The sequence below is a fragment of the Streptomyces sp. NPDC033177 genome (genome assembly GCF_055577715.1).
Map to the genome: position 1 here is coordinate 318,276 of NZ_JBVIPS010000004.1, position 23,164 is coordinate 341,439.

At 67.8% G+C, this 23,164-nt stretch carries 23 protein-coding genes and 3 pseudogenes; 10 read left to right on the forward strand and 16 right to left on the reverse strand.

All coding sequences use genetic code 11. From position 1 onward, the window contains the following. The first annotated feature begins 104 nt into the window (after positions 1 to 104). Positions 105 to 797: a snapalysin gene (gene snpA / locus ACZ5U5_RS16315; protein WP_469021652.1), complete on the forward strand. Its 693-nt coding sequence runs from the start codon at positions 105 to 107 to the stop codon at positions 795 to 797. Between the two features lie 203 nt (positions 798 to 1,000). Here the strand turns inward: snpA and ACZ5U5_RS16320 are convergent, their stop codons facing one another. Then, complete coding sequence (locus ACZ5U5_RS16320) at positions 1,001 to 1,831, reverse strand: helix-turn-helix transcriptional regulator (protein WP_469021654.1); 831 nt, start codon at positions 1,829 to 1,831, stop codon at positions 1,001 to 1,003. Positions 1,832 to 1,937: 106 nt separating this feature from the next. On the opposite strand from ACZ5U5_RS16320, the gene ACZ5U5_RS16325 reads away from it, so the two are divergent. Together ACZ5U5_RS16325 and ACZ5U5_RS16330 are read left to right on the forward strand one after the other, a co-directional pair. Next, on the forward strand, positions 1,938 to 2,333 hold the full coding sequence (locus ACZ5U5_RS16325) for a cupin domain-containing protein (protein WP_469021657.1): 396 nt from the start codon (positions 1,938 to 1,940) through the stop codon (positions 2,331 to 2,333). A gap of 162 nt (positions 2,334 to 2,495) precedes the next feature. Continuing rightward, positions 2,496 to 2,970, forward strand: a pseudogene (locus ACZ5U5_RS16330) (DinB family protein). Positions 2,971 to 3,203: 233 nt separating this feature from the next. Here ACZ5U5_RS16330 and ACZ5U5_RS16335 read toward each other — a convergent pair. Together ACZ5U5_RS16335 and ACZ5U5_RS16340 are read right to left on the reverse strand one after the other, a co-directional pair. After that, the gene (locus ACZ5U5_RS16335; RefSeq protein ID WP_469021659.1) at positions 3,204 to 4,769 is read right to left on the reverse strand and encodes an alkaline phosphatase D family protein; all 1,566 of its coding nucleotides are present in this window, start codon (positions 4,767 to 4,769) and stop codon (positions 3,204 to 3,206) included. Continuing rightward, complete coding sequence (locus ACZ5U5_RS16340; RefSeq protein WP_469021661.1) at positions 4,766 to 5,344, reverse strand: phosphoesterase; 579 nt, start codon at positions 5,342 to 5,344, stop codon at positions 4,766 to 4,768. Before ACZ5U5_RS16340 ends, ACZ5U5_RS16335 begins: the two co-directional genes overlap by 4 nt. 375 nt (positions 5,345 to 5,719) lie before the next feature. On the opposite strand from ACZ5U5_RS16340, the pseudogene ACZ5U5_RS16345 reads away from it, so the two are divergent. Beyond that, positions 5,720 to 5,974, forward strand: a pseudogene (locus tag ACZ5U5_RS16345) (hypothetical protein); the annotation flags it as partial. Positions 5,975 to 6,479: 505 nt separating this feature from the next. Here the strand turns inward: ACZ5U5_RS16345 and ACZ5U5_RS16350 are convergent. The 7 genes from ACZ5U5_RS16350 to ACZ5U5_RS16380 all read right to left on the reverse strand — a co-directional run bounded on the left by ACZ5U5_RS16350 (position 6,480) and on the right by ACZ5U5_RS16380 (position 11,882). Then, complete coding sequence (locus ACZ5U5_RS16350) at positions 6,480 to 7,145, reverse strand: MSMEG_1061 family FMN-dependent PPOX-type flavoprotein (protein ID WP_469021664.1); 666 nt, start codon at positions 7,143 to 7,145, stop codon at positions 6,480 to 6,482. Between the two features lie 120 nt (positions 7,146 to 7,265). Beyond that, positions 7,266 to 7,574: a hypothetical protein gene (locus tag ACZ5U5_RS16355; RefSeq protein WP_469021665.1), complete on the reverse strand. Its 309-nt coding sequence runs from the start codon at positions 7,572 to 7,574 to the stop codon at positions 7,266 to 7,268. Between the two features lie 111 nt (positions 7,575 to 7,685). Continuing rightward, entirely contained in the window at positions 7,686 to 8,306 is a 621-nt protein-coding gene (locus tag ACZ5U5_RS16360) for a dihydrofolate reductase family protein (RefSeq protein ID WP_469021668.1), read from the reverse strand. Then, entirely contained in the window at positions 8,306 to 8,821 is a 516-nt protein-coding gene (locus ACZ5U5_RS16365) for an SRPBCC family protein (RefSeq protein ID WP_469021670.1), read from the reverse strand. The genes ACZ5U5_RS16360 and ACZ5U5_RS16365 overlap by 1 nt, the downstream gene beginning before the upstream one ends. A gap of 3 nt (positions 8,822 to 8,824) precedes the next feature. Continuing rightward, the gene (locus tag ACZ5U5_RS16370; protein WP_469021673.1) at positions 8,825 to 9,166 is read right to left on the reverse strand and encodes an ArsR/SmtB family transcription factor; all 342 of its coding nucleotides are present in this window, start codon (positions 9,164 to 9,166) and stop codon (positions 8,825 to 8,827) included. Positions 9,167 to 9,906: 740 nt separating this feature from the next. After that, positions 9,907 to 10,968, reverse strand: coding sequence for a TerC family protein (locus ACZ5U5_RS16375; RefSeq protein WP_469021674.1), 1,062 nt, complete (start codon positions 10,966 to 10,968; stop codon positions 9,907 to 9,909). A 317-nt stretch (positions 10,969 to 11,285) separates the two neighbouring features. After that, positions 11,286 to 11,882, reverse strand: coding sequence for a TetR/AcrR family transcriptional regulator (locus ACZ5U5_RS16380; RefSeq protein ID WP_469021676.1), 597 nt, complete (start codon positions 11,880 to 11,882; stop codon positions 11,286 to 11,288). 163 nt (positions 11,883 to 12,045) lie between these two features. Between ACZ5U5_RS16380 and ACZ5U5_RS16385 the strand changes: the two genes are divergently transcribed. After that, positions 12,046 to 12,471: a RidA family protein gene (locus ACZ5U5_RS16385; RefSeq protein WP_469021678.1), complete on the forward strand. Its 426-nt coding sequence runs from the start codon at positions 12,046 to 12,048 to the stop codon at positions 12,469 to 12,471. 57 nt (positions 12,472 to 12,528) lie between these two features. On the opposite strand, the pseudogene ACZ5U5_RS16390 reads toward ACZ5U5_RS16385, so the two are convergent. From ACZ5U5_RS16390 to ACZ5U5_RS16410, 5 genes and pseudogenes are all read right to left on the reverse strand, one after another. Further along, a pseudogene (locus ACZ5U5_RS16390) lies at positions 12,529 to 12,861 on the reverse strand (FGGY-family carbohydrate kinase); the annotation flags it as partial. A gap of 15 nt (positions 12,862 to 12,876) precedes the next feature. After that, positions 12,877 to 13,227, reverse strand: a complete 351-nt coding sequence (locus ACZ5U5_RS16395) for a hypothetical protein (RefSeq protein ID WP_469021679.1) — start codon at positions 13,225 to 13,227, stop codon at positions 12,877 to 12,879. A gap of 337 nt (positions 13,228 to 13,564) precedes the next feature. Then, positions 13,565 to 14,380 carry an SAM-dependent methyltransferase gene (locus ACZ5U5_RS16400; protein WP_469021680.1) on the reverse strand — a complete coding sequence of 272 codons (816 nt, stop codon included), beginning with the start codon at positions 14,378 to 14,380 and terminating at the stop codon, positions 13,565 to 13,567. An 85-nt stretch (positions 14,381 to 14,465) separates the two neighbouring features. Beyond that, positions 14,466 to 14,717: a DUF397 domain-containing protein gene (locus ACZ5U5_RS16405; RefSeq protein ID WP_469021681.1), complete on the reverse strand. Its 252-nt coding sequence runs from the start codon at positions 14,715 to 14,717 to the stop codon at positions 14,466 to 14,468. Continuing rightward, the gene (locus tag ACZ5U5_RS16410; protein WP_469021682.1) at positions 14,714 to 15,580 is read right to left on the reverse strand and encodes a helix-turn-helix domain-containing protein; all 867 of its coding nucleotides are present in this window, start codon (positions 15,578 to 15,580) and stop codon (positions 14,714 to 14,716) included. Before ACZ5U5_RS16410 ends, ACZ5U5_RS16405 begins: the two co-directional genes overlap by 4 nt. 411 nt (positions 15,581 to 15,991) lie before the next feature. On the opposite strand from ACZ5U5_RS16410, the gene ACZ5U5_RS16415 reads away from it, so the two are divergent. The 3 genes from ACZ5U5_RS16415 to ACZ5U5_RS16425 all read left to right on the forward strand — a co-directional run bounded on the left by ACZ5U5_RS16415 (position 15,992) and on the right by ACZ5U5_RS16425 (position 17,662). After that, positions 15,992 to 16,360, forward strand: a complete 369-nt coding sequence (locus ACZ5U5_RS16415) for an ATP-binding protein (protein ID WP_469021684.1) — start codon at positions 15,992 to 15,994, stop codon at positions 16,358 to 16,360. 221 nt (positions 16,361 to 16,581) lie between these two features. Then, positions 16,582 to 16,833 (forward strand): hypothetical protein, encoded by a 252-nt coding sequence (locus ACZ5U5_RS16420; RefSeq protein WP_469021686.1) that lies wholly within the window; start codon positions 16,582 to 16,584, stop codon positions 16,831 to 16,833. Between the two features lie 196 nt (positions 16,834 to 17,029). Next, positions 17,030 to 17,662 carry a DUF2461 family protein gene (locus ACZ5U5_RS16425; RefSeq protein ID WP_469021689.1) on the forward strand — a complete coding sequence of 211 codons (633 nt, stop codon included), beginning with the start codon at positions 17,030 to 17,032 and terminating at the stop codon, positions 17,660 to 17,662. Positions 17,663 to 17,726: 64 nt separating this feature from the next. On the opposite strand, the gene ACZ5U5_RS16430 is transcribed toward ACZ5U5_RS16425, so the two are convergent. Then, the gene (locus ACZ5U5_RS16430) at positions 17,727 to 18,197 is read right to left on the reverse strand and encodes a nuclear transport factor 2 family protein (RefSeq protein ID WP_469021691.1); all 471 of its coding nucleotides are present in this window, start codon (positions 18,195 to 18,197) and stop codon (positions 17,727 to 17,729) included. 396 nt (positions 18,198 to 18,593) lie between these two features. Between ACZ5U5_RS16430 and ACZ5U5_RS16435 the strand changes: the two genes are divergently transcribed. Beyond that, positions 18,594 to 21,407: a glycosyl hydrolase gene (locus ACZ5U5_RS16435; RefSeq protein ID WP_469021694.1), complete on the forward strand. Its 2,814-nt coding sequence runs from the start codon at positions 18,594 to 18,596 to the stop codon at positions 21,405 to 21,407. Positions 21,408 to 21,611: 204 nt separating this feature from the next. Then, positions 21,612 to 23,000 (forward strand): CoA transferase, encoded by a 1,389-nt coding sequence (locus ACZ5U5_RS16440; RefSeq protein ID WP_469021697.1) that lies wholly within the window; start codon positions 21,612 to 21,614, stop codon positions 22,998 to 23,000. Positions 23,001 to 23,164 lie beyond the last annotated feature (164 nt).

Consider the following 23,164-nt stretch of genomic DNA (forward strand, 5'->3'; position numbering starts at 1 on the left):
CAACGGGCCCCGGTCCCGGGACCTGAGGTGCCCTCGCGCTCCGAAGGCTCCCGGACGCCCCGGCCCTCGAGGCCACCGGACATCCGAAAAAGGGACTCACCCCCATGAACAGATCCCGTTCCAGATCCCGCACCAACCTCCTGGCCGTCCTCGGCGCCGCCGCTCTGGTCGGCTCGCTGGCCGCCGCGCCCTCGGCGTTCGCAGCGCCCGCACCCGACGCGCTCAAGTCTGCCTCACCGAACACCATATCGGCGTACTCGGGCTCCGCCGAGGAGGCGTCCGCCAACAAGGAGTTCTTCGATGCCGTCATGAAGTCGGCACTGAAGAAGCAGGCGGCGCAGCCGGGCGTCCAGGTCGTCACCGTGCGCTACCGCACGACCCGCGCGCCGAGCTTCCGCAGCCAGATAGCGCAGAGCACGCAGATCTGGAACTCCTCGGTCAGCAACGTCAAGCTGCAGGAGTCCAGTTCGGGCGCCGACTTCGAGTACCGCGAGGGCAACGACTCGCGCGGTTCGTACGCCTCGACCGATGGGCGCGGGCACGGCTACATCTTCCTGGACTACCGCCAAAACCAGCAGTACAACTCCACGCGGGTGACCTCTCACGAGACGGGACACGTGCTGGGTCTGCCCGACCACTACTCGGGCCCGTGCAGCGAGCTGATGTCGGGTGGCGGCCCCGGCACGTCCTGCACCAACGCCTACCCCAACGCGACGGAGCGCCAGCGGGTCAACACCTTGTGGGCCAGGGGGATCGCCACTCTCAAGGACAAGGGTGAGCTGACCAAGGTCCGCTGACCGGCATTACGCCACCCGCAGGGCGCACGGTCACCTATCGCCAACTGCCCCCGGCGCCCGGCCGGCCGCGCGCGGCGCGCTCTCCTCGAACTGGCCCCACTTGAGGGAGGGCGTCGCGCTGCGGTCGGCCGGCTCGGGTGCGGGAGGGGCGTAAAAGGAGCGTTCCCGAGCGCGCCAACTCCTGGACACGGCATGGTACTTCTTCAGGAAGGAGCGGCGGCTGAACCGGTGCGCGTGCGCTGGTAACGCGCTGGTGTGGTGCCCACGTGGCGTGCGAAGTGTCGGTTCAAGTGGGCTTGGTCGTGGAACCCCACGGTTGTGGCAACGTCAGTGGCCCGGTGACCGTCGAGCAGGAGGCGCCGTGCCTGGTCGATGCGCTTACCGGTGAGGTAGGTGTGTGGCGGCAGGCCGTATGTCTGTTTGAAGCAGCGGATCAGGTGCGTGGGGTGGGCGTGCAATATGGCGGCGGCCTCGCGCAGGGATATGCCGGTGGGTATTCGTGAATCCAGTAGCGCCCGCAGCTCGGCGGCGAGCCGGTTGGCCTCACGCCCCGGTGCGCGGTGCTGGAGCGCGGCGAGGTGGAAGTGGAGCCGCTCGCGGATGAACGACAGGCGGGACTCGGCTTCGAAGCGGTCTCCGGGATGGGCGAGAGCGTCGTGCAGTTGGTGGATCCGATGGCGCAGTACCCCGTCGTCGACGACGGGAGTGTCCACCGCTCGGCCGGCCAAATGCGGTGGGAGTACGGAGTCATCGAGGTAGAGGTTGCGTTTGCGGAAGCCTGTCGCGGTGACGGTCCGGCCGTCGTGGGGGACGCCGGGTGGCAGCAGGAGGACGCTGGCGGTGCCGGTCGCGTCATGGCGGCGGCGGTCGAGGGCGAAGTCGACCGAGCCGTGGTCGAGGATCATCAGGTCCCACGTGTCGTGGGTGTGGGTCGGGTACGCGTGGTCGGTGAAGTGTGCGTGGAAGACCTCGGCGATTCCTGGGACTGACGGCTTCCAGGCGCTGATGGACGTGCGGGGGTGGTCACCGGTCATGCCAGGAACGTACAAGACCGGCGGAGTCCGAGCACGGCAGGGTGGTGATGCAAGCGGGAAGGGCTGAAGCCGTTCCCTGTTGCCCAGCCTTGAGGAGAGATTTTCGGTGTCGAGTTCTGCTGCTCCTGCTCCTGCTCCTGCCTCTGCCCCTGTCAACATCGCCGCCAAGCTGTCGCAGTTCAGCGAGCTGTGGTCGCAGAAGAAGGTGGCCGTCCTCAACGACTACGAGGTCAAGCTGGCCAAACTGAAAGGGGAATTCGTCTGGCACACCCACGAGGACACGGATGAGCTGTTCCTGGTCATCAGCGGGCGACTCACCATTCAGCTCCGGGATGGCGATGTGGTGCTGGAACCCGGTGAGCTGTTCGTGGTGCCCCGCGGCGTCGAGCACTGCCCTGTGGCGGACGAGGAGACCGCGATCCTGCTGTTTGAGCCAGCAGGAACGATCAACACCGGTGACGCAGGAGGGGCGATGACCAAGGCGGCCGAGATCCTCAGCTGACACGGAGGGCGTCGATTCGCTGACCCCGTGGGACGGGGTGATCGCAGATGTTCGTCGCCAGCGAAGACCCGTGCAGAGCATGGCGGTTCGTGCCACATTGCAGCCATGACTACGACACCGGATGGACGCCCTGTCCCGCCCGCGCATGCTGGTGAGCGCGCCATGCTGGAAGCGTGGCTCGACTTTCATCGTGCCACTCTCGTCTTGAAGTGCTCCGGCCTCAGAGATGATCAATTACGGCTGGCTTCGGCGGTGCCGTCGTCGATGACCCTGCTGGGTCTCGTCCAGCACCTGGCTGTGGTGGAGCGCAACTGGTTCCAGCACGTGTTCGCAGGCCGGCCAGGACCTGCCCGCAGTCTTCGAAGAGAGCAATGTCGACGGTTTTGCACTTGCGGAAGACCGAGGACTCGAAGAAGCCATGGCGATCTGGCAGAGGGAGGTTGATCGGGGACGAGAGCTCATCGCTGCCGCCTCACTGGACGACTCCGGCCACCTGTCAGATCAGGAAGCCGGCCACGTAGGAGATCCAGGGGTCTCGCTGCGCTGGATCTTGGTTCACATGATCGAGGAGTACGCACGCCACAATGGCCATGCCGACCTGATCCGAGAGCGCATCGACGGGTTCGCCGGGGCGTGAGGTACGGACGGGCGCTTGGAACGGACGCGTGAGCGGCGGCTCGGTGCCGGTCTGGATGACGGCGCGTCCTGGTCGCCGCCGGCGGCCTGGTGCCTGAGTCGTGGCATGAGGGGGTAGGACGTTCGGAAGGGAACGGGAGGGCGGCGGGTGGAAGCGGGTGTGTGTTCGTGTACGTGCGTGACGGTAACTGCCCGTGTCCCAGGCTCTTTGGCCGGGGCACGGGCAGTTGAGTGTCAGTCCCTGCGGTACTGCGCAGGCGACTTCTTCGTGTCGTTGTCTTCGTAGGACCCGCTCGTGCCGCGGTCGACATGGAATGTCGTCAGCGTGCTGACGGGGGAGTGTGGGTCACGGCGGTCGTCGATGACCCGCATGTGCGCGCTGAAGCGTTGCGGTGTCACCTCGTACACGTCGTAGCCGTACCGGTTGCCCTCGAAGTACTTCAGGTGCGGGTTGGCCTGGCCCATCATTGGGCCGTTGGTGGCGTTCCAGTCGGGGGAGTAGGCGCCGGAGGTTATCGAGTGGGCGGTGAACTCGGTGCCGATGAGGGGAGATTGCGGTTCGTCGAAGTCGGTGCGGAGGTCGTCGACGAAGGCGGAGTGCCAGTCGCCGGTGACGACGACCAGGTCCTCCAGACCGCTGTGATGCACGTGCTCAAGGACTTCCTTGCGCTCAGCCAGAAAGCCGTCCCACTGGTCGGTGAACATGTACGAGCCGCCGGGACGGCCCCGCAGTTGGCTCAGCATGATCGAGTTGGCCCATACGTGCCAGGCGTCGGGGGCCCGGTCGATGGTCTTCTTCAGCCACGTCTTCTGCTCGGCGCCCAGGATGGTGCCGTCGGGCAGGTTCTGCGCCGAGCGGTAGGAGCGCAGGTCGAGGATGGCCAGTTCCAGCAGGTCGCCCCAGCGCCGCACCCGGTGGATCTCGGGGTCGGGCAGCGCCGAGCCGCCGAAGGAGTCGCGATGGGGCATGTGCTCGTACCAGGCCTGGTAGGCGGCCGCGCGGCGCCGCATGAACGGGGCGCCGCCGCCGGTGCCGCTGTAATCGTTGACGACCTCGTGGTCGTCCCAGGTCAAGAACCATGGATGGGCGGCGTGCGCCTCGCGCAGCGATTGATCGCCCTTGTAGAGGGCGTGCCGTTTGCGGTAGTCGGCCAGGGTGAGGATTTCGGGGCCGTCATGGTCGCGCACGTGCTGCTCGGGCACGCCGCCGACCTGGCCGTGCTCGTAGATGTAGTCGCCCAGGTGGACGACGAAGTCGACCTTCTCGCGGGCGATGCCGCGGTGGGCGGCGTAGAAACCGTCGTGGAAGGCCTGGCAGTTGGCGGCGGCGAAGGTGACCTTTTCGACGCGTCCGCGCGGTGCCGTCTTCGTACGCCCCACACGGGACGTCTTGCCCAGCGCCTTGAACGCGTACCAGTAATGACGGCCCGGGGCCAGGCCGTCCACCGGGACGTGCACGCTGTGACCCAGCGTCGCAGAAGCGGGCGCCTTGCCTCGGGCGACGACACGGCGGAGTCCGGCGTCCTTGGCCAGGACCCACTCCACCTCGACGACCTCGGGAAGCTGCTGCTCGGCGGCCAGCGGTTCGGGCGCGAGTCTGGTCCACAGCACCACGGAGTGCGGCTGCGGATCACCGGAGGCGACGCCGAGCGTGAAGGGCGCGGAATCGTACTGGGCGCCCAGCTTCTCGGCGGCCTCGCGGGCCTGCGCCGGGGTCAGGCCGGGGGCGAGGGGCCAGGCGAGGCTGAGCGCACCGGCGGCCGCTGCGGACTTGAGCAGGTCACGACGGTTGACGGTCATCGACGGCCTCCGGTGGCGCTGAGGGTGAGGGAAAGGGCGTCCGCGTAGCCGTCGTTGGAGGTGCCGCTGCCGCTGCGCGTGAAGACGAGCAGGATGCGCGCCGAGCGGGCGGTGGGCGGTACGGCGGCTTCGGCCGTGCGCTCGAGCAGCCCCGTCTTGTTCTGCCGGTCGGCCGCGCTGACCGGGCCCAGGACGCTGAGGGCCACGGGGGTGTTCTTGGCGTCGCGGAACTCCACGGACAGGCGCGCGCCGTCCTCCTGTGCGGCAAATCCGCCGAGCCAGCCGGCCAGCGTGTAGCGGACCTTGCCCGCGTCGACGGCGCGGCGTCCGGTCGGACCGCTCCTGGGCAGGTCGACGTCCTGCACCAGCACGGTGCGCGGGCTGATTCCGCCCGAGTAGAAGCGGCTGCCGCGGCGGGCCGGGCCGGGGTCCGACGCGGTCGGGTAACCGCCGCCGAGACTGTAGGCGATGAGCGCAGGGGCTCCCTGGGTGATGTTCCAGCCACGGACCTTCGAGACGGGGTCGGCGGTGCCGCCGACCCCGCTCTCCGCGTCGCCGTTGACGACGAGATTCACGCGCGCCTCCTGTGATCGATGAGTTGAGCGCGGTCAGCCCACCAGTCCCGCATGAACCAGGAGAAGTATTCCGGCAAATTCTGTTACCACTGCTGTCCTGCCTGTGGAGATCTGCAGCCATAGAAGTCCCACCGTCTTCGGCGCTCGGCGGCGCGGCGCGCAGCAAGTGCCCGAAGGCGGGACGACCTGGCGAACCAGGCCAAACAAGCGGCATGGGGCCTACGATCGGCAGACCGAAGCCGCGACCGAACGCGAGGCACCGAGGCCGTGGCCGAGCACAACAGGCTCGGCGCGGCGCAACTGCGGCAGCTGGGGTGGCCGGGGGCAAGCGAGTGTGGCTTTCGCGCCAGTGAACGGGGGTCCACCACGGACCGGTCGGCCACCTCAACTGCCGGTGTGGGCACGGGCGTCAACCGGGAACCCGGGGGCACACTCAACTCCATGACCCGGGACGGCAAGGCTCACTACTACCTCACCGACGCCCTCGGCTCCGTCGTCGCCACAGCGGACGAGTCCGACGCGAAGGTGAACTCGTGCGGCTACAGCCCCCGCGGTGGCACCCGAGCGGCGAGCAGCGAAAAGGTCTCCCAGCCCCACCGGTTCTCCGGCGGCTACCAGGACCCGACCGGACAATGTCCCGTGGCGTAAATACCCGCCTATCGGGGGCTCGGATTCGTAGCGGGAGGGGTCATGTGAGAGAAGCGAGAGAGTCAACATCGGCGTTCTCATCAAGTATCGCTGACCGGAGTCTCGCTTGCAGATGCCCGGTCCGTAAATTGAGAGGAGGGATTGTGCGGATTTTTGTTGCGGTCTTTGCTTTCATCATAGGAATTACGTTGATAGCAACCAGAAGGAAATTTGGGGAGAAAGCAGTGAGTCAGCGGAATTTCTTCGGGCGGGCTAATGCTGCCGCCGGGGAGGGGGCGGCCCGATCCGGTCCGTTGATCATCGGATGCTTCATGATTCTCATGGGCGTGCTCGTAGCCACCGGGCTGGTGGAGCCTGAATAATTCGAGGGCGACCAACCCCCTCAACGAATGTCGATCTGGCACGCTCGGCTCGAGGACTCCATCCCGCCCGGTCACGGGCTGGCTTTCGCGTAGCCGCCGGCGGGTCGCCTTCGCCTCAGTCCGATTCACTCGAAGCGCAGGCGCAGTGACTCCCTCTCGGCCTCCTCGATCTGTTCAACCGTCAGGCCCGGCAGGTTCAGCTGGGCCAGCGTCACCTCGGCGCTGGGCGGCTGCGCGTCGGCGGGTATCCACTTCTCCGGCTGCCACGCATGGGCGCGCATCAGCGATTTGGGGCAGTGGGGGTATACCTGGTCGACCTGCACGACCAGCGCGCTGACGGGCGGCTTGCCGACGGAGGTGAGCTGCGCGAGCAACTCTGGGCGGGCCGTTACGCACGCGCGGCCGTTGACGCGCAGCGTGGTCGGCCGACCGGGGATGAGGAAGAGGAGGCCGACGTGTCCCGTCTGCAGCACGTTGTGCATGGTGTCGAGCCGCTTGTTGCCGGTCGCGTCGGGGATCACCAGGGTCACCTCGTCCAGTACCGAGACGAAGCCGGCCGGGCCGCCGCGCGGGGTCACATCCGCCCTGCCTTCGGAGTCGGCGCTGCCGATGAACACCAGGGACGAACAGCCGATCAGCGCGCGGGTCTGGTCGGTCAGGCGGTCGATCTCCTTGCGAAATGCGTTCGGATTCGCCTGCGGATAGAGCTCACGCAGCTGATCTGGGCTGGTCAGGGCATCCGCCCGGAGGGCGTCGAAGAGCGAACTGGTGGTCCCCGTGTCGGTCGTCATGGAGATGACCCTAAAAGACGACCAAGGCCGCGCGAAGGTCAGTGCGTGATCTCGCCCGCGTCGACCGGTCGCCACGCAGGCCATCGAGTGGGACGCTCTGGTTGCTTGGTCAGCGGCTCGTCACCGGATAACCGTGATCACCGGAAGTGGCTGCTGCCACTCGCCCAGTTCCGCGACGAGAACCTGGCGGGCCAATTGTCGGGCCTGAGCCCAGCCGTTGTCGGTGGATAGGGCTCCCCTTGTCCACCGATCAGCGTTCTCGTCGTCGTACATCCCGCTGAGGACCACGTCGATCTCATGCAGGTCCGCCATCACTTCGCCGATGAGCAGACCCTCCTCCACCAGGGCCTCAGCCATGCTGAAGGCGTGATCGAAATCCAGGGCGATCTCGTCTGTCGCCACGCCGTGCTCGTCCAGCCAGTCCACCATCTGTACTTTCCTGGGCCTTTCGCGGGGATGCCGACGTCAGGGCGGTAGCAAGGGCGGTCCGGGGCGACCGTGGAAGTTAACTGTGGTGCAAGAGCGCCGAGTTCGGGAAAGTCACCGCTCCCGGACGGCGTACGTCACATGCGTCACCCTCGGGGAGGGCTCTGAGTGGACCTGCTCCAGGGCTACGCGGCCGGCATCCACACCGTCGAACAGGCGGATCCCGGAGCCGAACAGCACGGGGGAGAGCGCAATCGAGAACTCGTCGATCAGACCGGCGTTCACGTACTCCAGGATCGTTGCGCCGCCGCCCGCGACCCGGACGTCCCGCTCGCCGGCCGCCTCGCGGGCCCGGTCGAGGGCGGACTCGATCCCGTCGTTGACGAAGTGGAATGTGGTGCCGCCGGGTCGCTCCCAGGGGTCACGTTTCTCGTGCGTCACGACGAAGACCGGCGTGTGGAACGGTGCCTCCTCCGGCCACATCTTCTCGCCGGCGTCGAACATGTTCTTGCCCATCACGCTGGCGCCCGTGCGCTCGAACGTCTCCCGCACGATGTCGTTGTCGCGCCCTTCTTCGCCGCCGTTGCCCAGATGCAGGTTCTCCCGGAAGAACCGCTGAGGAAAGACCCACTGTTGCAGCTCCATCCACTGCTTCCCCATCAACTCCTCGGAGGACTCGGGCGCGATGAAACCGTCCAGCGACATCGACACACTGAAGAACACCTTCCCGGCCATCAGCTCTCAGCTCCCTTGCGAACGGTCTCGGTGACGTAGGCCGCCAGGTTGCTCAGGGTCTGCCGGCCGGCCTCGATCGCGTGATACTTCTCGGCCGCCTCGTCGCGCAGCTCCTTGGTGGGGAACAGAGTGCGCATCTCGATACGCGTCGCCGTGCCATTGGGCTCGAACGTCAGGACCGACTCGAAGGCGTTCGGGTCGTCGCGGGACTCACCGTGAAGCAACGCGATCCGCTCCGACGGGGTGAGCTCGGTCCAGGTGATCCACTCTTGGTAGTCCGTCCCGTCCGGTCCGTGCATCACGAAGTCCCACTCTCCGCCGACGCGAAACTCGAACGCCCGCGTGGTGGTGGTGAATCCTTCCGGACCCCACCATCGCGACAGGTGCCGCACCTCGGTGAACGCCTCAAACACCAGCTCCTGTGGGGCGTCGATGATCCGGGAGATGACGATCGCGCGGTCGGCTGTCGCCGACCCTGCCGACTCCGCCGGCGTTCCGTGCTCTGTCGTGCTCATCCGCTACTCCGTTTCCCTGGTCTGCTTCAGGTCCTGCACGTAGGCGTCCAGGCGGTCGAAGCTCTCGTTCCAGAACTGCTCGAAACCGCCGGTCCACTCGTGGACGGGTTTCAGCCCGCCGGCGTCAAGGCCGTACAGGCGCTGCTTGCCAGCCTTGCGGTCACGTACCAGCCCGACCTCCCGGAGTACCCGCAGGTGTTTGGACGCCCCCGGCTGGGTCATCCCCAACTCCTGGGCCAGCTCGGTCACCGAGCGCTCACCCGCCCGCAGGAGCGCCAGGATCTCCCGGCGCTGCGGCTCGGCGATCGCGTTGAAGACGTCCGACGTGGTCGCTGCTCGTGCCATGGATCAATCGTATGCCGATATCGGCATACGTCAAGGGCGGGGAAGGTCGGGCAGGTCTTGCCAGATGGCGATCGTGAGCGGCCGGGGGCGGATGACGTAGGGGAAGTGCGCCGCGCCAAAGCTGTGCGGGAAGCTCCAATTTCTTGCCTGGAGAGGAGACTTGGAGCGGGCGGTTCCGGGCGCGCAGCTCCCCTCCACGGTCGGTTTCGCCTCAACCGCGGGGCCGGTGCAACGGGATGCCCCGGCGTCCGGGGAGTTCAGGACCGGTGGTGTCGACTGCGAGAGATCGTGCGGTTTCGATGCCACCGGTTAATCGGTTGATCGGTGGTTTTGCCGGGTCGGGGAGCACGCCAGGCGCAGTCTCGGAGCGAGCCGCCGTACCGCCGTGGGGCAAGGGCACTCAGGGGCGGCCTGTCCAGCCGGTCAGATTCTTCCAGGTGGCACTGCGTACCGAGCTGATCGCCACCTGCTCCGGTACGTACTGGTCGCACTGCGGATGGTGGCAGGGGCCCGCAACCCAGAGGGCTACGTACACGCCCATGGTTTTGTGCCGCTTCAGAACGGCGTCCACCGGCTGTTGGCACGAGTGGCAGACGTGTTGGGCTGGCGGCTTCGTCCTGGATCTCCGCTGAGTTTTCATAACCGAAATTTTACGACAAATTTAATGCCTATTGGTAGGGTTTTGGGTGATTTGTTTCAGCCGGTAGGTCGGTGGCCGATCCGCGGTCGGCAATCGGCGCTCATTTGGTGTCAGGCGGTTCGTCTGGATCGCGCGGCCCGGTCGGCGGTTGAGGGGGGTCGCCGGAGGTGCTCTTGGGTGAGGAATCTGCAGGCTCGGCCGTGTCCGTAAGTGGGGTGTGGGTGTGGTCTGGCGGGGGGCGCAGCATGCTGACGCCGACGGAGATGGCCAGGACGACGACGATGACCCCGAGGCTGAGAAGCGAGGGGATCTCGGGGATGGCAGCACTGATCGTTTTGTGGGACGCCTGGAGGACGAGCTTGATGCCGATGAAGGAGAGGATGAACGCGAGCCCCACGCTGAGGTAGTGGAAGCGGTCGAGCAGGCCGGCGAGCATGAAGTACAGGGCGCGCAGCCCCAGGATGGCGAAGGCGTTACTGGTGTAGACGATGAAGGCGTCGCTGCTGACGGCCAGGACCGCGGGGACGCTGTCAACGGCGAAGACGAGGTCTGCGGCTTCGATTGCGGCCACGACGGCCAGCAGTGGGGTCGCGACGCGTCGGCCGGCCTCTTTGACGAAGAAGCGGGTCCCCGCGTACTCGTCCCGCACAGGGACGACCTTGCGCAGCAGACGCACGGCGATGCTCTTGCCTGGGTCGAAACTGTCGTCCTCCCCTTTGACGATCTTGTAGGTGCTGTAGAAGAGGATGGCCGCGAAGACGAACAGGACGGCGGTGAAGCGGCTGACCACCGCCACGCCGGCGGCAAGGAAGATGCCGCGGAAGACCAGCGCGCCGAGAACCCCGAGGAAGAGCACCCGGTGCTGGTAGGCGCGGGGCACCTTGAAGTAGCCGAAGATCAGGGCGAAGACGAAGAGGTTGTCGACCGACAGGCTCTTCTCCAGCAGCCACGCGGTCGTGTACTCCACCCCGGCATCCGACCCGACCACGAGGAAGACGACGGCGCCGAAGGTGATGGCCAGGCCCACCCAGACTCCGCTCCAGGCGGCGGCCTCCCGAAAGCCGATGACGTGCGCCTCCCGGTGCGCAAGCAGATCGACCGCCAGCGACACCAGTACGGTGACGGCGAAAACCAGCCACAGCCACAGCGGCACGTCGTACACGATCTGACCTCTCAGACGCGGTCGACCGGAAGCCCTACTTCGAGTCTGCGGGATGTGACCGTGGTTGTCCTGAGGCCAGGCTCGCTCCGTGCCGGATCATGGTGCTGGGGCCAACGGTGACGCGAGCGTCCAGCGCATGTGAGATCGGTGCACCTGCGAGATCGGTGCGGGTGCGGGTGCGGGTGCGGGTGCGTGTACGTGCGTGGGCCTGTCCGTACACCGCCTCGCCCCGCCGCCTGGCGGCCGGGTGAGGTGACCAGACCCGAGCTGGCCCACAGCATCACAGCATCCGCAACGAATGGCCGGGCGCCGACCGTTCACCCCGTGTCCGGCCGGGGCCGCAGGCCGAGCAGGACATGGGGGATGAGATCGGCGCTCTGCCTGACCGCGTCGTCGCCGAAGCCCAGGAAGTGCCGGTAGTGGATCGGCGCGTACAGGAGGTCGACCATCACGTCGATGGGCACGTCGGAGCGAAGCTGCCCGGCAGCGACAGCGGAATCCAGGCGTGCCCGGCATTCCACGAGGCTGGGCTCGAGGATCGTTTCGCGGAACGCCTTCATCAGGGCGGGGTCGTTCTGTGCCTCGCTCATGACGCCTTTGAACGCCTCGCTGAATTTGCCGGTGATCAGCCGCTGACTCACCGCCGTGATCTGGGTGGTGAGGTCGGCGGCGATGTCACCGGTGTCGGGGTAGGCGAAGTCGTCGCCGAGTTCCTCGTTCATCGCTTCCAGCATCACGGCCCCTTTGGAGCGCCACCAACGGTAGATCGTGGGCTTGCCCACGCCGGCCTGGGCGGCGATGGCCTCGATGGTCACCTTCGCGAAGCCCTTGCGGCTCACCAGGTCGAATGCCGCATCGAGGATCGCCCGGCGGGCACGCGCGCTGCGCCGTTCACTGTTCGGGTCGGGGGCCATGGGCCTGATCCTACGGCTTGCGTGACGTTACGTTTCGTTTTGACAAGGGTGCCCCGGCTGATCTAACTTCCGAGGCGTTACGGAACGTTTCGTAACGTAACCGCATGGGATGTGGAATCGTGGGTCGTGGGCTTGCCGGGACCCGCCGAGACAGGGGAGACGCATGTCCAGCAATGAGAGCGCGGCCACCGCGAGGCGCGTAGAGAAGATCGCGACCACGCCGGACTGGTACGCGCCGTACCGGATCTCGCAGGCCGTCCGGGCCGGGGGCTTCGTGTACGTCTCTGGACAGGCCGGCTTCGAGGAGGACGGGACGACCGTCGAGGGCGGATTCCTGGCGCAGGGGCGGCAGGCATTCAGGAACGTCGGACGGGTGCTGGAGGCGGCCGGTCTGACCTTCGCGGACGTGATCAAGGTCGGTATCTTCGTGCGGGACATGGCGACGAACCTTCCGCACGTGATCACGCTGCGCGGCGAGTTCCTGGCCCAGCCCTACCCGGCCGACACCCTCGTGGAAGTCGTCTCGCTGGCCCAGCCCGACTGGCAGATCGAGGTCGAGGTCATCGCGCTGGACCGGGCCGCCGCATGAGCGGGTACTGACGGGGCGGGGCGCAGGACGCGGTGGCGCCGGGAGAGGGCGTGGGAACTAGGACATCGACGTCGCCCACGACCGCGTCACCACCGTGTACACGCCCGGGCCCACCGCCGCGCAGATCACCGAGCCGAGGCCCGCGGCGCTGGGTGCCTCGGCGCGGCGGGCCGGGAGGCCGTGCACGTCGGCCTGGATCTGCATCATGAGGTCGGAGCGTGAGCCGCCGCCGGAGACGATCACCTCGCCGTACTCGGTGCCGAGTTCCTTCGCCATCCGGGCCGCCGAGTCGTGGATCGTCATGGCGAGCGCGTCCAGGATGGAGCGGTAGATGTGGGAGCTGCCGTGGCGTCCGTCGAAGCCGAGGATCGAGCTTTTGCGGAACGGGGCCTCGCCGGGCGCGAGTCAGTCCAGGACCGTCATCAGGCCGTCGGAGCCCGGTGCGACCTTCGCCGCCTCGGAGTTGAGGTGGTCCTCTACGCTCACTCCCGCCGCGCGGGCCTCGGCGGCCGCCTCCTCGCCGAGCAGGTCCCGGTACCAGCTGACCGTCCACATGCCGCGTCGTACGCCTCCGGACTCGTAGAGGTACGAGTGCGGCAGGGACGCGTAGTTGGTCCAGAAGTCCGTGGCGTTCTTGACGTTGCGCGGGCCCGTCGTCATGCCCGCGACGTACGTGCCGAGCGAGACGAGGAGCGTGCCGGGGGAGCGCAGACCGCAGCCGAGGGCCTCGACCGCCTTGTCGTTGGCGGTGGCCACCACCGGTACACCCGCGGGGCTGCCGGACTGGGCGAGCGGGTATGACCGTCTTCTCGACCGGCCTTCGTCTTCCAGTGAGCGGGCAGGCCTGCGTCGATCAGGGGCGCGTCAGTCGCCACCAGGCGCGGTCCGTGCCCTCGTAGGACTGCGCACTGTCGGTGTAGTCGGTGGGGTACTGGACCTACCCCTCTGTGGGCCGGACTCTTGTGAGGCCCGGGTGTTCCCGAGGGAGGGGGTGCCCAGCCGCTCCCCTCCTCATGCGGCCCGAACGGCCGGTGTCCTGGCCCTCTGTCGCCAACGCAAGGAGCGGCCGCCCCGGTTTTCGACGCGTCCCTGGTCAGCGCTTGATGCCCACGCCCGCCAAGAGGCTGATCTGAGCGTCCGTGGGCTCTGTCCCGTCGGCGGGTTCGGTGGGGCGCCAGCGGTGGCAGCAGCAGATCCCGGGTTCGATCAGGTCGAGCCCGTCGAAGAAGGCGCGGATGTCGCTGTGTGAACGGAACTGGACCGGAGTCCCGGAGTTCGTATAGGCCTCTGCGACGTTGTTCCAGGTGACGGGGTCGAAGTCGGGCGTGCAGTGGTTCATGGCGAGGGCGCTGCCGGTGGGCAGCGGGTCGAGGAGCCGGCGCACGATGGCGTAGGGATCGTGCGGGTCGGTTACAAAGTGCATGAGTGCGTTGAGGGAGAGGGCGACGGGCTGGCTGAAGTCCAGGACGTCGGAGTCTTCGACGGCGCGCATCAGTGCGTCGGGGTCGGTGACATCGGCCTCGATGTAGGCCGTGCGTCCCTGCGTCGTGCTGCGCATGAGGCGTTCGGCGCACTTGAGGACGAGAGGGTCGTTGTCGGCGTACACGACGCGGGCGTCGAGCACGGTGGACTGGGCGACCTGGTGCAGGTTGGGTTCGGTCGGGATACCTGTGCCGATGTCCAGCCACTGGCGGATACCGTGCTCCTGGGCCAGCACACGGGTGGCCCGGTGCATGAACGCCCGGTTCTCGCGGGCGGTCACCGGAAGGCCGGGGTGGGCCTTGGCGGCGACCAGGGCCGCCTCCTTGTCGACCTCGAAGTGGTCCTTGCCTCCGAGGAAGTAGTCGTACATGCGGGCCGAATGCGCCTTGCTCGTGTCGAGATACCGGCCGGTCTGACTGGGGGGCATTTTTTTTGTTCCCTTCGTGCGTGTATCTGTCGGCCCACAGGCCAGGTAGGGCACCGGTGGTCTCTCCCGTGTGCCCGTCGCAGGTTCACCCGGCGGTCAGATGATCGGCCAGGCCTTCTTTGACGCCGCGCAGGAACGCGGCGATCTCCTCCGGCGTGCAGATCAGTGCCGGTCCGCCGGGATCGGTCGACTGCCGTAGGGCCACGCGGCCGTCGGCGAGCTTTTTCATCTCGACGCACTGCCCGCCGTTCGGCCCGCTCCAGGGGCGCTCCCAGCCCTGGTCCCCGAGTTCGTGGGCCGGCATCCCGTTGTAGACACCCTCGTCGGTCACCGTCACGAGTACTCCTTGCGCATGTGGTTCAAAAGGGCCCTGCTGTCCTCGGATGACGTCAGTAGCGCCATTCTGGAATGCGCTTCGAGGTGGGCGACGACGTCCGCGCGCTGGTCCAAGTAGAGGGCGGCCGAGAGGAGTTCGCTGTACACGATGTCGGGCAACTCGGGTTCCTCGAACCGGAAATACGTGAACGGGGCACATGCCCCGACGTGCGCACCTGCCGTGAAGGGCACGATGTCGAGGCTGATGTGGGCGAGTTCGGACACCTCCAGGAGCCGCTCGATCTGTTCCCGCATCACGTCAGGGCTGCCCACTTGGCGGTGCAGGACAGCTTCCTCCATGACCACCCACAGGGTGGGCGCGTCCTCCCGGTCCAGCAGGCTCTGACGCCGCAGCCGCAGTTCCACGCGGCGCGTCAGCTCTTCCTCGCTGCCGTTGGGCAGTCCGCCGCGCAGCACGGCGCGGGCGTAATCGGGAGTCTGTAGAAGGCCCGACACGTACTGGGGTTCGTAGGTGCGCAGGGTCTTGGCGCCGGTCTCCAGGCTGACGTAGGCGGTGAACCAGCTGGGGACCGCGTCGCGGTAGGAGTGCCACCAGCCGGGCTCGTTGGCCTGCTCGGCCAGCTCGACGAACTCGTCGATCTCCCGGCGGTCCGCGCCGTACGTCTCCAGGAGCTTCTCCACGTAGAGAGGCTTCAGGGCGACCTCGGCCTTTTCCAGCCGACGGATCGTCAGGGTCTTGACACGCAGTGCTCTGGCCGCGTCCTCCAGCGAAGCACCGGCGCCGAGCCGCATGTCCTGCAGCCGACGGGCGAGGATCATGCGCAGGACTGTCGGCGCGCTGGTGCTGGAACGGCCTTCACTCACGCCCGACCTCCTGAGGGCTCATCAACAAGGCCATTCTGGCAGTGACTTGATGATGACGCCAGAGTGATATCCGCTGGGTGAAATTATCAGGGAGGTGGTTGCAGCGTGAGGTGATCACGCGCATAGTCGGCATATGCACGGTCGCGTCACAGCCCTGCCGCAGCATTCGGCCCCGGCCGGATGCGGGAAGGTGATGCCCTCGCCGCGACGCCACCCCAGGCGCAGGGCACCAGACCGGGCATCCGCCTCGCACTGTTCGAGCTGCAGCCCGCACCCCCCACACCGCGCCTGCCCCGCGACAGGCCCTGGAAGGCGAATTTCGTGACTCTGCCCCCACACTCAACTCCCGCCCCGCCTGTCGGCTTAGCCACGGCCGTGCCGCGACGCGAGTACTGGTTTGGCCTGCCCGCAGTGCGCGCCAGCGCACGAGCCGCCCGCGACACCGTTCGCCACCGCCTCCGCGCCTGGCAGGTGACCGGCGACACCTGTTCCGACGCGGTGCTGCTGGTCTCGGAGCTGACCACGAACGCTGTCCTTCACACCGACAGCGAACAGGTCCTGTGCGGTCTCACGCTGACCGGCGGTGAGCAGCGCCTGCGGATCGAACTCCACGACGAGGGCCGCACCCCGATCCGCCCGCCCGAGCACCAAGCCGATTCCTGCGACGAGGGCGGGCGAGGCCTGTTCCTCGTCCAGGAACTTGCCGACCGCTGGGGCTCCACCCACTCCACGCGAGCCGAAGGCACGGTCGTGTGGGCCGAGTTGACGGCCTGCCCCTGACCCCAGCCAAGGGCGCTGGTCGGCACCGCGCTGTTCGATAGCGTCCCCTTCACGTGGCGAGCTCCTCCTCGGTCCACCCAAAGAAGGCATCCATGAGTTCCCCTGGCTCAACCTCGTCTCCCGTCGTGCTGTACGTATGCGCCGACCGAACCCCGGGCGTGCACGGGACGGCCACGCAGTGCGCGCGGACAGAAGGCCGCGCTTACGCCCAGGAGCGAGGATTGACCATCGCCGAGGTCGTCACGGACACCTTTGGCGAGCCCGACCCGGCCCAGCGCAGCGGGTGGCGACGTGTGCGCCAGCTCGTGCAGAAAGGCCACGTCACCGCGGTACTCGTCCGCTGGCCCAGTGCCATCGCCCCGGAGTCCGCCCACGAACTCCGGCGCCATGAAACAGCCTGGCTGCGCCGCCGCGGTGTGCGCGTCCGCTATACGTGGGCGCCGCTGTCATCGATGGGCGACGAAACCTGGTGATCCCGCTGGGTGCTGACCTCGCCTGACGTGTCGAGTCGGCTGTGCGCGACGGGTCGACCCGTGCGCGGTGCGGCGAGCGCGCCAAGGTGACACCAACCCGTTGATCAGGTCCTTCGTCGAGATCGCGACAGCCGCTTACCGCCACTGAGTATCGGACCCCACCCCTCCTGTTCTCCCTGCGAGCTATCCTGCGTGCATGCGCGAGAAGTTCACCGGCTGGCCGGAGCAGGCCATGGATGTCTTGTGCCAGCTCCAGGGCGAACCGTCCCACGCGATTCGCGAGCGCTACCGTGCCGACCGCGAACGGCTGGTCCGGCAGCCGATGATCGCCCTGCTCAACGCTGTCGCGGACACCGAGCCCCGGTACGAGGACTTCTCCGTCTGGCACTACCGCACCAACTCCTGGTGGTGGCAGCACCAGGCCGCGGTGATTCGGCTCGGCCGCAAGATCGAGATCAGTCTTCGGTTCTCCCTCGACGGCCTCCAGATCCAGGGCGCCTGGTGGTATCCCGATCCCGGCCAGGTCGACGCGTTCCGCAAAGCGGTGGCCGCCGAGGGGAGCGGGCGCGAACTGTCCCACATCATCGAGGACGTGCGCACGAAGGGCTACGACATCTCCGGCGACGTGATGAAACGTCCCCCGCGCGGTTATCCGACAGACCATCCCCGTACGAGCCTGCTGCGCCACCGCTCTCTGATCGCCGCCCGCCCCCTCGGTTGCGAGGCGTGGCTGCACACCCCCGAGGCAGCCGACCGGGTCCTCTCGGCCGCCGCCGACCTGGACGCCCTGCTGATGTGGCTGGTCCGTCACGTGAAGCGCGCCGCCTGACATCACGAGTGCGCCGTGCGGAGCGCAATTAACCACACCCGTTCGCCAGTGAGTTGCAGGGCGGTCAGTCCGCGTAAACCGGCGTGAGGTCGATGTAGATGCGCCACTCCCGCGCCTTGTCACCGCGGAAGGTGAGGATGTCGGCATTGGGGACCGTGACCTGCTTGCCGTCTGTCCGGGTGTAGGTGACCTCGGTCTGGACGATGACGATGTCGCCCATTTCCCAGGTGCGCAGCAGACGGTGCGACAGTCCCGCGATGGTGGCGAAGAAGTCGGCGACGCCCTGCCGCACCGCCGGGCGGCCGGTCAGTTCAGGGTTGTTGGCGAAGCGGAACACCACGTCCTTGGTGAGGTGGGCGACGAACTTGTCCGGGTCGAAGGTGTCGATGTCTCGGAAGATGCGGGCGACGTCACGGCGCCTCTCGGCCGCTCGGGTGTGGGGCATGGCGAGCCCTTGGGCGCCGTCGTCCTGCTTTCCGGTGCTGCTGTTGCTGCCGTGACTCGGTGTCGAGGGGTGGTCGCCAGTGCGGTCCACGGTGTTCTCCTCCGGCCGAAGGCGTAACTGTTTACCTACCGCGCGCACGGCGCTCCGCGCACAGTGCTGCGGGTGCAACTCCTTCTAGATGTAGGCCAGTTGCGCCAGCATCCCAAAAATGACCGGACGGTGCGACCCGTACGGCGGACGGGGTAGACGTAGCTGGGCGCGGCAGGACGGAGTGGACGTGGCAGGGCGCGGCAGGATGCGGCCCCCGGAAACCTGGAGACCACACCTACTCGCCGTCACCTCTCGAACTCACCGCTTCACCCCGTGATCGCCAACTCCTATTTCTGTCACGGATATTGACACCCTCCCTTCGGGAGTCCTACGTTCACCGCGCCTGAGAGCGCTCTCAGCAGACCGTCCGGTCAAGACTTCGAGGAGCTGCCTCCCATGCCCACCAACCGCCGCGCGTCCCGCGTGTGGCCACCCCTCAGACGCACCGTCGCCGGCCTCGCCTCGGCCGCACTCGCCGCCACCGGCCTGGTCGCCCTCGCCGCCGCGCCCGCCTCCGCCGCCACCATCCCGGTCGGCTCCGGCAGCTACTCCGACACCCGCCCGGCAGGCACCGTCGGCCCCACCAACAACGTCGGCGGTGCCGTCACCCCCAAGGTCACCGCCGCCGCGAAGGACAAGCCCGTACCCACCAACGACTGGTGGTCGTCGCTCGCCTTCCAGCGCTACCCGGACAACCCGTACTCCACGCCGATGTACGGCCACCCCCTCACCTACCAGGCGGCCTCAGGCGGTCTCGACGTCGGCTATCCGACCTCGGCCGCGGTGGTCGGCGACGGCCGCCAGTACGAGTACGCCCACAAGAGGGACCTCACCCTCGGTCTCACCGGCCTCAACTCACCCGACACCAAAGCCGATTCCTGGTCCGACTGGACCGTCACCCCCTACTGGTCCGACGGCACCCGCACCCTGCGCACCACCATCGGCCACGGCCTGCCCTTCGTCTACGCGACCGGCTCCGGAGGCGACGCCCGCGTCACCACCGCCAACGCGCCCACCGTCTTCTCCGACCAGGGCAACGTCATCGGCATCACCGTCGGCGGCCACCACTACGCGCTCTTCGCCCCCTCCGGCACCGACTGGTCCATCTCCGGCTCCACCCTCACCGCGCCCCTGACCTCGGCGAAGAACTACTTCTCCGTCGCCGTCCTCCCTTCGACCGGTGACCTCGCCACGTACAAGAAGTACGCGTACTCCTTCGTCACCGGCTCGAAGGTCTCCTGGTCCTCGACGGCATCCGGCCAGACCAAGGCCACCTACGCCCTGGAGACCACCCCGAAGGAGGGCACCGAGACCGGCACCCTCCAGGCGCTCTACCGCCACCAGTGGCAGGCCACCGACTCCACGCTGACCAACCTCACCTACGTCTCCCCGCGCGGCACGATGAAGGTACGCGAGGGCGCCTCCTTCTCCACCACCCAGAAAGCGTCCCCCGTCCTGCCGACGCTGCCGTCCGTCTCCGCCGTGGACAAGGCCCGCCTCACCGGCTACCTCAACGATGTCGCGAACGCCTCCGACCCGTTCAACGGCGCCACCGACACCTACTGGACGGGCAAGGCGCTCGGTCGTCTCGCCCAACTGGTCCCCGTAGCCGACCAGATAGGGCAGACCGGCACCCGTGACAAGCTGATCGGCCTGCTCAAGGGCAAGCTGCAGGCGTGGTTCACAGCGGGCGGTGGACACGAGTTCAGCTACGACAAGGACTGGCGGACCCTGATCGGCTACCCGGCCTCGTACGGCAGCGACGCCGAACTGAATGACCATCACTTCCATTACGGCTACTACATCTACGCCGCCGCCATCGTCGCCCAGTACGACCAGGCATGGGCCGCCGACTCCGCCTGGGGCGGCATGGTCAAGACGCTGATCCGCGACACCGCCAACCCCTCCCGCACCGACTCCGCCTACCCCTTCCTGCGTGGCTTCGATGTCTACGCCGGCCACAGCTGGGCCTCCGGCCACCAGGCCTTCGCCGCCGGCAACAACCAGGAGTCCTCCTCCGAGTCCACCCAGCTCAGCGCCGCGCTCGTCCTGTGGGGCTCGGCCACCGGCGACACCTCACTGCGTGACCTCGGCTCTCACCTCCTGACCACCGAGTCCGAAGCGATCGCCCAGTACTGGTTCGACGCCGACGAGCAGGTCTTCCCCTCCGGCTTCGGCCATGACACGGTCGGCATGGTCTGGGGCAGCGGCGGCGCCTACTCCACCTGGTGGACCGCGAACCCCGAGGAGATCCACGGCATCAACGCCCTGCCCATCACCTCCGGTTCGTCCCTGCACCTGGCCGCCCACCCGGCCGCCATCAAGCGCAACCTCGCCGAGATGGAACGCGAGAACGGGGGACCGGCCGTCGAATGGCGGGACATCCTCTGGGAGTTCCAGTCCCTGGCCGATCCCGCCGCCGCAAAGTCCAAATGGGACGCGGGCAACGGCTCCTACACCCCCGAGGCCGGCGAGTCCAAGGCTCACACCTACCACTGGCTCACCACCCTGGACGCACTGGGCACCCCCACCCCCTCGGTGACCGGCTCCATCCCCACCTCCGCCGTCTTCACCAAGGGCACCACTCGCACCTACGCCGCTCACAACTACACCTCCTCGCCCGTCACCGTCACCTTCTCCGACGGAGGCAAGCTGACGGTCCCGGCTCGCTCCACGGCCAGCGGCAACGGCACCGCCCCCGAGGATCCGGAGGATCCCACCGACCCGCCCACAGGCAACACCTTCCGCCTCGCCACGGGCGGTGCCCTCACGACCTCCACCTCCACCACCACCGGCTCCGACACCATCGCCTCCGCCGGCGGCGCCAACCACGACGGCAGCCCGAACCAGCCCCTCACCTACGTCATCAAGAACGTCAACGGCAAGGTGAAGTCCGGCAGTTCGACCAGTTTCCGACTCCAGGTCGACGCGGGATCTACGGTCGCGCTCGGCCAGCAGGCCCGTATCTCGTACGACCTGACGGGCGACGGGACGTACGACCGCATGGAGACGTACCAGTACTTCGCGAGCGACCCGGTCACCGGCTGGGAGGAGTACACCCAGGCCAAGGGCCTGAAGTCCGCCACCGGCAACCTCGGCGAACTGAAGGGCGGCAGCGTCCGCCTGGAGGTCTGGAACGCCATCGGCAACGGCACGGCCAAGCTGAAGACGGGGGCCGCGGACACGGTCGTGGTCATCCCGTACGAGTAGAGACGGGAAGGGACAGCTGACCCTCCACAGGGACAACTGACCCCTCATCCTGCCGCCGGACGCGCGAGAGCGATGCGTGTCCGGCGGCTTCACTTGTGGGGCATGACAGATCGTGAATGGCGGCAACCGCAGCTAGGGCGTCGACGAGCGCCCGGTTGACGGCGCACCCTTCCCGTAGGTGGCCCTCAGTGCCACAGTGCGGGTATGAATTCTCCGATCATGTCCGGGACTTCGCAGGCTTGGGCGGCACTGGGTGCCGATTCTTCGCTGCTCGACAGGGTGTCCTACGGCGGCGCGTCTGGAGGGCTGCCGGCGCGGCTGCCCGTCATGGAGCTGGCTCGGGCCACCGTGGCGGTGTGCTCGCTCGCGGCTGCCGAGCTTGCTTCCCTGCGCACAGGGCGCCCGGTGCCGCGTGTGCGGGTCGATGACGAGGCGGTCGCGACGGCGTTCCTCAGCGACCGGTTGGTGCGGGTCGACGGCGAGGCGTGGTCGACCTTCTCGCCGCTGTCCCGATTCTGGCGGGCAGCGGATGGATGGGTTCGTACGCACGCCAACTACCCGCACCACCGGGCCCGATTGCTCGCCGCTCTTGGTGTGCCGGGGGACATCGGCGAGGGGGCAGTGGATGCGGTGGCGAGGGCGATCGCCGGGCTTACGGCGCTCGAGGTGGAGGAGAGCGTGTACGCGAGGGGCGGTTTGGCCGTCGCGGCACGCGGCCCTGAGGACTGGGCCAAGAGTGAGCAGGGGGGCATGGTTGCAGGGCAGCCGTTGCTGACGACAACGCGCATCGATGAAGCCCCCGAGCGGATGGTCGGTGGTGCCGCACTGCCGTGCGCGGGGCTGCGCGTCCTGGATCTGACCCGGGTGCTGGCCGGGCCGGTCGCCACCCGCACGCTGGCGTTGCTCGGCGCCGACGTGCTGCGGATCGACGCCCCGCAACTGCCGGAAAGTCAGGAGGCCCACAACGACACAGGGATGGGGAAACGCTCGGCCATGCTGGACCTGGCAGAGGCGGTGGACCGCAGGGTCTTCGGGGATCTGCTCGAGACGGCAGACGTCGTGGTCACCGGTTACCGGCCTGGCGCGCTGGAACGGTTCGGACTGACCCCCGAGGCGCTCGCCGAGCGCCGTCCGGGTCTCGTGATCGCCCAACTCTCCGCGTGGGGCCGTTACGGGCCGTGGCACGAGCGGCGCGGCTTCGACAGCATGGTCCAAGCGGCCACTGGAATCGCCGAGTTGGAGGGCTCACCGGACTCGCCGGGTGTGCTGCCGGCCCAAGCTCTCGACCACGGCACCGGCTATCTGCTCGCGGCCGGGGCGCTGCGCGCGCTCACCGAGCAGCACCGCACCGGCGGCACCCGGCTGGTCCGCCTGTCCCTTACGCAGACCGCGCACTGGTTGGTCCACGACCTGGCACCCGGCCCGGGCGGGGATGAGGGCTTCGACGCCGCGCACCGGCTGACCGAGACCGACAGCCCCATGGGCCGACTGCGGCACGCGCTGCCGCCCATCTCGTACGAGGGGAGCCCGGCGAACTGGGCACGCCCGCCGGGCCTGTGGGGGACAGACGCCCCGGTCTGGGACGGCGCCTGACCAACACATCCAATCGGAATCACTGCCCGCCCAGGCGATTGATCCACAGGTGGCGGAGCCCCTCGTGCGACCGCCTGCGTGAGGTGACCAGGTCCGTATCCGCGTCTCGCGGTGTCCTAACAACGCACCCGGTGTCAAAGGCGTGCGCACGCAGAGGAACAATC

Coding starts and splice junctions, on each gene's coding strand:
- snpA (WP_469021652.1), top strand. CDS start 105: ATGAACAGATCCCGTTCCAGATCCCGCACCAACCTCCTGGCCGTCCTC.
- ACZ5U5_RS16320 (WP_469021654.1), bottom strand. CDS start 1,831: ATGACCGGTGACCACCCCCGCACGTCCATCAGCGCCTGGAAGCCGTCA.
- ACZ5U5_RS16335 (WP_469021659.1), bottom strand. CDS start 4,769: ATGACCGTCAACCGTCGTGACCTGCTCAAGTCCGCAGCGGCCGCCGGT.
- ACZ5U5_RS16350 (WP_469021664.1), bottom strand. CDS start 7,145: ATGACGACCGACACGGGGACCACCAGTTCGCTCTTCGACGCCCTCCGG.
- ACZ5U5_RS16355 (WP_469021665.1), bottom strand. CDS start 7,574: ATGGTGGACTGGCTGGACGAGCACGGCGTGGCGACAGACGAGATCGCC.
- ACZ5U5_RS16360 (WP_469021668.1), bottom strand. CDS start 8,306: ATGGCCGGGAAGGTGTTCTTCAGTGTGTCGATGTCGCTGGACGGTTTC.
- ACZ5U5_RS16365 (WP_469021670.1), bottom strand. CDS start 8,821: ATGAGCACGACAGAGCACGGAACGCCGGCGGAGTCGGCAGGGTCGGCG.
- ACZ5U5_RS16370 (WP_469021673.1), bottom strand. CDS start 9,166: ATGGCACGAGCAGCGACCACGTCGGACGTCTTCAACGCGATCGCCGAG.
- ACZ5U5_RS16380 (WP_469021676.1), bottom strand. CDS start 11,882: ATGGCCCCCGACCCGAACAGTGAACGGCGCAGCGCGCGTGCCCGCCGG.
- ACZ5U5_RS16385 (WP_469021678.1), top strand. CDS start 12,046: ATGTCCAGCAATGAGAGCGCGGCCACCGCGAGGCGCGTAGAGAAGATC.
- ACZ5U5_RS16400 (WP_469021680.1), bottom strand. CDS start 14,380: ATGCCCCCCAGTCAGACCGGCCGGTATCTCGACACGAGCAAGGCGCAT.
- ACZ5U5_RS16425 (WP_469021689.1), top strand. CDS start 17,030: ATGCGCGAGAAGTTCACCGGCTGGCCGGAGCAGGCCATGGATGTCTTG.
- ACZ5U5_RS16435 (WP_469021694.1), top strand. CDS start 18,594: ATGCCCACCAACCGCCGCGCGTCCCGCGTGTGGCCACCCCTCAGACGC.
- ACZ5U5_RS16440 (WP_469021697.1), top strand. CDS start 21,612: ATGAATTCTCCGATCATGTCCGGGACTTCGCAGGCTTGGGCGGCACTG.